A 6,394-nucleotide genomic window follows, 5' to 3' on the forward strand; every position below is an offset into this window, starting at 1 on the left:
AATTTGTTATCAGCAATTTATAATTATGAGTTAGCTCTAGGGGGATTAAATTGAAAATCTTTTATTATAGCATAGATTTTTTTTGCAAGAGGTCTATTGTTCTTGTGGGATGGGCGTCCCGCCCGTCCTTTCTAGACGGGCGGGACGCCCATCCCACAAATATGTGTAAATTATTTAATTTGCGATCCTAACTGGGTTTCTCAACAGACTTTGATGCGGACTAAAGTCCGAACGATCAAACCAATCTAGAAAGCGGGTCGATCGCACAAGCTTCTGACTGAGAGTGCAGAATGCTGGAAGAGTAAACCGGTTGCTCAGTATTTATACTGGGAAATATCCCGTTAAGCCGACTCCCAAATTTCCCGAATTCTCTCCGGCAAAAAGCTCGCTATTTCCTGAATTCGCTCCTGGGACAACTCATCCTTCGTTGCCGAAAATACACCCGCGATCGCAGTTTCCGATTTTACTCCCGAAGGAAGTGAGCCTTCTAGTTCGACCCTCCGTACAAACAAATTGGAATCGATGCCCAAAGGTGCAGGCCCGCGCAAAGGCTCACGCACCCGGCTTAGCAATCGTACCAGCGGATTCGTATCTTTCCAGAGGTCAGCTATTTCTGTTTGGAGGGTTTTGTCGTCCGTAGGTAAAACTTCTTTGTGCAGTTCGGCTTCCACGCGATCGCTGGCTTCTGTTGTCATCAAATCGCGCGGGCGGGCTTTCAACCAATTCTTTCTGGTAAGTTAAGTCGTCTCTGATTGCAATTGTCATCAACATCTCCTAGGTTAATATCTGGTAAACAGTCAGTAAAAAATGATATTTTTACGGGTTTAATTAGCGATAATTACTACTTAAAAACATTGAAATCTAAACCGGAGAAATAAGTATCTCTCAGCAGGTGGAAGTTGTTAAATTTATGTGCCTCATCTAATCTTTCTTTAGGTAGATACACGGAGGATATCAGTAGTGTAATGTTGAGGGAATTCTCAAAAACTGCGGCCACTCTTCAAAGCAAAAATTAAGCTAGGATAGTTTATTAGCAAGCTTTTTCCTAGTAATCGCCTCTTGTTGTCAAAGCTGACGCAACCTTAGGGCGTAAGTTGGCAATTTGCCCGGGGATCAGTAAAATTATGGAGATACTGTGGAGCGATCAACTGGTGCAGTCTTTGCCAGAACTCGCAGCCATATTGTACAATCTGGTTAGACCGAAGACTGGCCATCTGAGAGCTACAAATACGAGCCAATCTGTTTCAAGTGCCCGAGCGCCACTTGAAGAATGCCTCGGGTACAACTTTTACGATCGTTTTTCGATCTGGATTTATGAACTACCCTACGTGGAATCAGCATTTGGAATCTTCTTTAAATATGGGTCACCTGGCGGTTGACAAGCGTCCTCTCGTATTGGCTGTAGACGACAATCACGATAACTTAGAGCTGCTGACGCAAATACTCGATTTATTCGGCTGCGAGTGCGTAGGAGCCATGGACGGGTACAGTGCTCTTTCGACAGCAGTCTCGCGCTCTCCCGACCTAATCGTACTCGATATTTGTCTGCCCGATATAGACGGTATAGAATTAGTAAAGCGGATCAGAGAAAACCCGGATCTCAGACATATTCCGATCGTGGCCGTCACAGCACTAGCAAAAACAGAAGACCGGGATCGGATTCTCGAAGCAGGCTGCGTTGCATATCTTTCTAAACCTTTCAACATCAAGGATTTAGAACTAATTATCCGCCACCACCTCAACCATCAGCCACTTCTGGTTGAGTTTTAGACTTAGAAGTAGCATCGCGAACTTGAGGTGCAGACTCCAAAATTGCGATCGTTCCGGCGCGACCGGTCTCCAAAGTGGCATCGCTGAGGAGATCGATCACTCCCACACCCAAAACTTCTTTGATTAAGTCTTTCAGTGGCAATTCCAGAACTGACTCTAATTGCGATCGCACCTGGGAAGCCAAATCTTGCTGACCGTTCTGAGCCAGCAGTTTTTCTGGTTGAGTAATCGCATTTTCGATTACAATGATTAATTTGTTATCCAAAAGATTGCAGAGCGCCTGACTCGTTTGGTGTCCGAGTACAGATCGGTACAAAGCTTGAATCCCTTGCCCAAGACTCCGTTCTAATGTGCCGCGAGTAGGTACTAAATTTTCCCCGGTCATATTTTTTATGTACAGCAAGATCGCTCAAAAAAATAATTAATCGTTAACAGTTAACTTGTTAACCGTTAACTGTTCCCAACAACCGTCGCCCTAGCCAACGGGAGCATCTCAGTTTTGCAAAAAGCATTTTTTTTATTATAGTGCTGTCCCCGCTCGCGTATTCTACAACTCGCGAGCGGGGACAGCACTATAAATGCCAAACTGAGATGCTCCCCTAGCCAACAGTAACTTGATTGGTTTCCACCCCAGTTGCACCATTAATGCTTTTAGCAATTGTCACCAACTTGGTTACAATTTCCTGACTGGGAACTGTACCTTTGAGAACCACCGTAGTACCGTGTTGAGCAACATAAACAGTCTCAATGTCCGCCACATCAGGATTTGCATCGAAAGCCTGAGCCACCCGTTTAGCTAAACCGCTTTGATCGTATTCTCCATTCAATCCCATGCGTTCCGGCGGGATTGTTTTAGTCGCAGCCGCAGCAGGTTGAGTTTGAACTTGAGCTTGAGATGGAGCTACAGGTGCTTGGTAAGCAGGAGCTTCCACATTTTCTTGATTTTCCAGTTTTTCTAAACCAAACAGTCTTTTTAGCCAGCCCATAGAAGTTACCCTCTCACAATATTTTTGTTAATTGACATTTGGCACGGCGCCGTACAATTCTTATGCTCAATACCAGGAATTGCGATCGCCATTCAGGACGCATACACCGAGTTGTTATGGCCATCATGCTCGGTATAAAAACCCGGTCGATCGAGTTGTATGTGCCAGTCATAAATACAATTTAATCTTCTACAACTTCACCAAACCTCTGCCTGGGGACATAAATTTTTCTCATCTCAAAGAAATACATGAGCCGACCATTCCGGCAAATCAAACTTAAAGTCTTCTTCCCCAACTCCTACAATTTTGTTGTACATCCACTCGTGCCAATTTCCGGTATCGGGAAAGTTAGGAATACAGTAATCAGATAGATAAGTGTCCGAAAAATTGGCCACCACTACTATTCGCGAACCATCATCGTTCCAGCGATAGTAAGCGAGCACTTTAGCTTCGGCATTTTGGTGGATAAATTCAATGTTTTCGGTGTAAAGTGCCGGAACATTTGTCCGCAATCGAATCAGGTGTTTGTAGTATTCCAACAAATCATGATTCTGCTGATTGTTCAACAAAGACCATTGCAATTTATTCGGCTGGTTGGGGGTTTGGCGAGTGGATTGTCCGAACTCTTCGCCCATCCACAGCATCGGTATTCCTACTGCTGTGACTAGCAAAACTGCTGCCAATTTAGCGCGTTTAAAATATGAGCAGTGCTGTCAATCTCAGTAGCGTAGGGGTCATTAACTTTTACCCATTCGTCGGTTTCAAAACAAGGACTCTGCGACTGCACTCGGAACTTATATTGATAAATACCGCCTGCGAGCTGAATTTTAGTGTGGAAATAACCTCTATCATCTTTTTCTAAGGGAATTTCTTCCCATTTAGAAAAAGAGCCGAGCACTGTAGCTGCTTTGTTGTTGGGAGCGAAGAGTTTGAATTCAATTGCAGCGGCCATGAATACCTTTTACGCAGAACTTATAACTGTGATTAGTATTCATTTTTACAATTTTGCCAATCTGTCGCCATCGTTCTTAAGAGTTAAATCGTAACTCGAATGTTGTCACGAGTTCCGCGCGCACCCTACAGGGTGGTTTTATTGTCATCATAAAAATTAGGTACGTAGTTGGGCTTGGGCCCTCTTTATCTATACGTCTCAAGAGGGCCCAAGCCCAACTACGTACCTTTATCTCTCCGAACCCCTGAATGAAATCAAAATTGTAGCTAAAGTAACTAAAACTTATCGATCGCTGTTTATGAAAATTAATTTAACTTTTGATAACTAGATAAATCGCCTTCAGATATTAATATTTGTAACTAAAGGAACATTTTTTAGCTGACAGAGCTAATACCGTAGAAAGATGTCATTTTAGGCGGAAACAGCGAGGATGAGCTTGTAGTTATCAAGTAAGGGAAACCAGAAAGATAAATACTTTATTCAACTGGATTCTCGGGCGATCGCCTTTAAGTCAAGTTTGAGCGGATCAGAGCAATGATTATTTTTGCTTATACCTTGGTAGCACTTGTTTTTTAGTCAAAGACTGGGAAACTGTGCAGAACCAAAATCAGCTTAAACGACTGCTGCTACCTCAGTAATTGGTAATCGGTGAAAATTTCATCCGTCCCTGTTACCTGTTAGATCTTCCGAGCAGCGGCTAAGATGGCTCTAAAAGTTTAATTTGGGATGTTGACGAATTACCGTTACTGTAAAAACTCTGGAGTGTTAAAAATGCTAAAACAAATGTGTTGGTTGCCCAGATTGGGAGGCAATGGAGAAAAGATATTGCACCTGCGTACCGAAGCTCGTCAAGCGTGGCGGCCTTATACAGCTTTTCCGCAGTTCGCGGTTTCGGACTACATGGAGCCAGGGGGTTCTAAGGGATGGGCAACTTTTCAGAGGCTGATAACTCAAGGGTGGAATTTAGTATCGACTGAAGATGGGCAGCAGTCGTTTTTTGACGAACAAAAAAGTGCTTAAAAAAGCAGAAACGGCAGCAATAAAAGAAGAGGTAAAATCCTCTTCTTTTTATTAGTGTCTTGGACGAAGTATCAGGTTTTTTTAACCCTGAGATCGTGTCCGGTGGATTACCATCACAAAAATGTTCGTAGTGCGGACTTCAGTCCGTAAAAAGCTGCGGACTGAAGTCCGCACTACGAACAAAAAGGTTTGTAGTGCGGACTTCAGTCCGCTCTCATGCAGCTTCTATAACCACTAAACTAAGAGGGCCCAAGCCCAACAACGTACCTCATAGGAGAGCTCGATCCGCTATACTTCGTTCAAGCACTAAGGTGCGATCGATCGCACCCTAGATAATTTTGAGATTTTTGGACAGTTGCAGGTAAGTTGCCCGATCGCCCTTTCTGACTATGCTACCGTTGCTACCCTATCGAGCATCGGCTGGCGAGTTTTCAAATTAAACCGGTATCCGTGGGGGAGGATGTGCAACTTGGCCCCGCAAATCGCCAAAGCCTCATCCTTCAACAGTCCATCCATATTGTCGTGGAGTTTTTCCGACTCGTCGATGACAGTTACAGCCCCTTCGCCAATGACTTCAACCACGTCACCGCTGACTAAAATAGCTGTATTTTCGTCAATCCCAAATCCCAAGACTGCTGGTTGCAACAAGAGTGCAGCAACTAAGCGTCCCAGACGGCCTCGCTGGGCGAAATGCTGGTCGATGACAATTCCTGGCAGGAAACCCATTCCCGGGCCCATTGCTACCACATCAACGCGAGGATTTGTCTCGGAGTCTCCTTCAATAATCATCATGTCTGGCATCATCGCCGCGCCGGCACTGGTGCCACCAATAATCGCCCCTTCGGAGTAGCGTTTGTGCATAGCTGCGTCGAGTTTGGTATCTTTCAAGCAGCTAATAATCCGCGCTTGCTCCCCGCCGGTAAAGAATATGCCAGTCGCTTGTTCGATCGCTTCTAAATAATCTGGATTGTCAGCATCTTCGGCTTTCTGGGTGTCAACAACTCGCACATCTTCAGCCCCGAGGCGCTCAAACACTCTGATGTAATTATCTCCGACTTCTCCTGGGAGGCTGGTAGCAGCCGTCATCACTACAATGCGGGCTTTAGTGCCTCCAGCACACCGCAAGAATTCCCGCAGAATTTTGCAATCCCCGTCTTTGTCTTCGGCGCCGCCAATAATTAGCAACTTTCCCTGATTTTCGCTCCCAGCCATACGATCTGCACTCTTAATGAATTGTATTTCACTAAAACATAACATTTTTGTTTCCTAAAACTGCCAAAAGGTAGAGATTAATAGTTCCAACTTGAATAGACAAATATAGTCATCTGCCTAAACTGCTTGTTGGTAAGGCGTTACCCTTACTGGACTTACTACTAAGTCCTGTATCGAGTCCGAAGCGAATGCCTCATTCCCGAATGCTTTTCTAATTATGTTGAGACTACCATTCAGATCGGCGTTGATTAATTGCCCATCACTCGCTCTGAATAATCCTCGCTTTATTCTTCTTCCTTTATAGCTTTGTTGCTTGCTCATCGGCTCGAAATCGAGGAAAGAACATTTGCTGGTGTAGCTTTCTTCAGTAATTACCACTTTAATTCCTGCTAAGCAAGCTTTGTACTTGAGCATCTCAATAAATCGAGCGTGAGGAATACTGACAAAGTTCTGA

The 6,394-nt window shown here is 44.4% G+C and carries 9 protein-coding genes; 2 read left to right on the forward strand and 7 right to left on the reverse strand.

Features of this window, described 5'->3' with window-relative positions; all coding sequences use genetic code 11:
* Nucleotides 1-341: 341 nt before the first annotated feature.
* Nucleotides 342-719 (reverse strand): DUF2267 domain-containing protein, encoded by a 378-nt coding sequence (locus JGK16_RS31745; protein WP_293176286.1) that lies wholly within the window; start codon nt 717-719, stop codon nt 342-344.
* A gap of 595 nt (nt 720-1,314) precedes the next feature.
* Here JGK16_RS31745 and JGK16_RS31750 point away from each other — a divergent pair.
* Complete coding sequence (locus JGK16_RS31750) at nt 1,315-1,770, forward strand: response regulator (protein ID WP_293176288.1); 456 nt, start codon at nt 1,315-1,317, stop codon at nt 1,768-1,770.
* Here the strand turns inward: JGK16_RS31750 and JGK16_RS31755 are convergent.
* The 4 genes from JGK16_RS31755 to JGK16_RS31770 form a co-directional block, all read right to left on the reverse strand.
* Nucleotides 1,739-2,155 carry a DUF2294 domain-containing protein gene (locus tag JGK16_RS31755; RefSeq protein WP_293176290.1) on the reverse strand — a complete coding sequence of 139 codons (417 nt, stop codon included), beginning with the start codon at nt 2,153-2,155 and terminating at the stop codon, nt 1,739-1,741. The genes JGK16_RS31750 and JGK16_RS31755 overlap by 32 nt on opposite strands.
* A gap of 214 nt (nt 2,156-2,369) precedes the next feature.
* A complete protein-coding gene (locus tag JGK16_RS31760; protein ID WP_293176292.1) occupies nt 2,370-2,756 on the reverse strand; it encodes a BON domain-containing protein in 387 nt (128 codons plus the stop codon).
* A gap of 236 nt (nt 2,757-2,992) precedes the next feature.
* Nucleotides 2,993-3,427 carry an alpha amylase C-terminal domain-containing protein gene (locus JGK16_RS31765; RefSeq protein ID WP_293193863.1) on the reverse strand — a complete coding sequence of 145 codons (435 nt, stop codon included), beginning with the start codon at nt 3,425-3,427 and terminating at the stop codon, nt 2,993-2,995.
* Nucleotides 3,421-3,708 (reverse strand): glycogen-binding domain-containing protein, encoded by a 288-nt coding sequence (locus JGK16_RS31770; RefSeq protein WP_293176296.1) that lies wholly within the window; start codon nt 3,706-3,708, stop codon nt 3,421-3,423. The genes JGK16_RS31765 and JGK16_RS31770 overlap by 7 nt, the downstream gene beginning before the upstream one ends.
* Before the next feature lie 771 nt (nt 3,709-4,479).
* On the opposite strand from JGK16_RS31770, the gene JGK16_RS31775 reads away from it, so the two are divergent.
* Nucleotides 4,480-4,728, forward strand: a complete 249-nt coding sequence (locus tag JGK16_RS31775) for a hypothetical protein (RefSeq protein ID WP_293176298.1) — start codon at nt 4,480-4,482, stop codon at nt 4,726-4,728.
* Nucleotides 4,729-5,115: 387 nt separating this feature from the next.
* Here JGK16_RS31775 and JGK16_RS31780 read toward each other — a convergent pair whose 3' ends face one another.
* Together JGK16_RS31780 and JGK16_RS31785 are read right to left on the reverse strand one after the other, a co-directional pair.
* A complete protein-coding gene (locus tag JGK16_RS31780) occupies nt 5,116-5,940 on the reverse strand; it encodes a cyanophycinase (protein ID WP_293176300.1) in 825 nt (274 codons plus the stop codon).
* Nucleotides 5,941-6,057: 117 nt separating this feature from the next.
* Nucleotides 6,058-6,394, reverse strand: a 337-nt coding sequence (locus JGK16_RS31785; RefSeq protein ID WP_293193865.1) for a zinc ribbon domain-containing protein, incomplete at its 5' end; no start/stop codon positions are given.

The organism is Microcoleus sp. PH2017_09_SFU_O_A, assembly GCF_020738625.1.
GTDB lineage: Bacteria > Cyanobacteriota > Cyanobacteriia > Cyanobacteriales > Microcoleaceae > Microcoleus.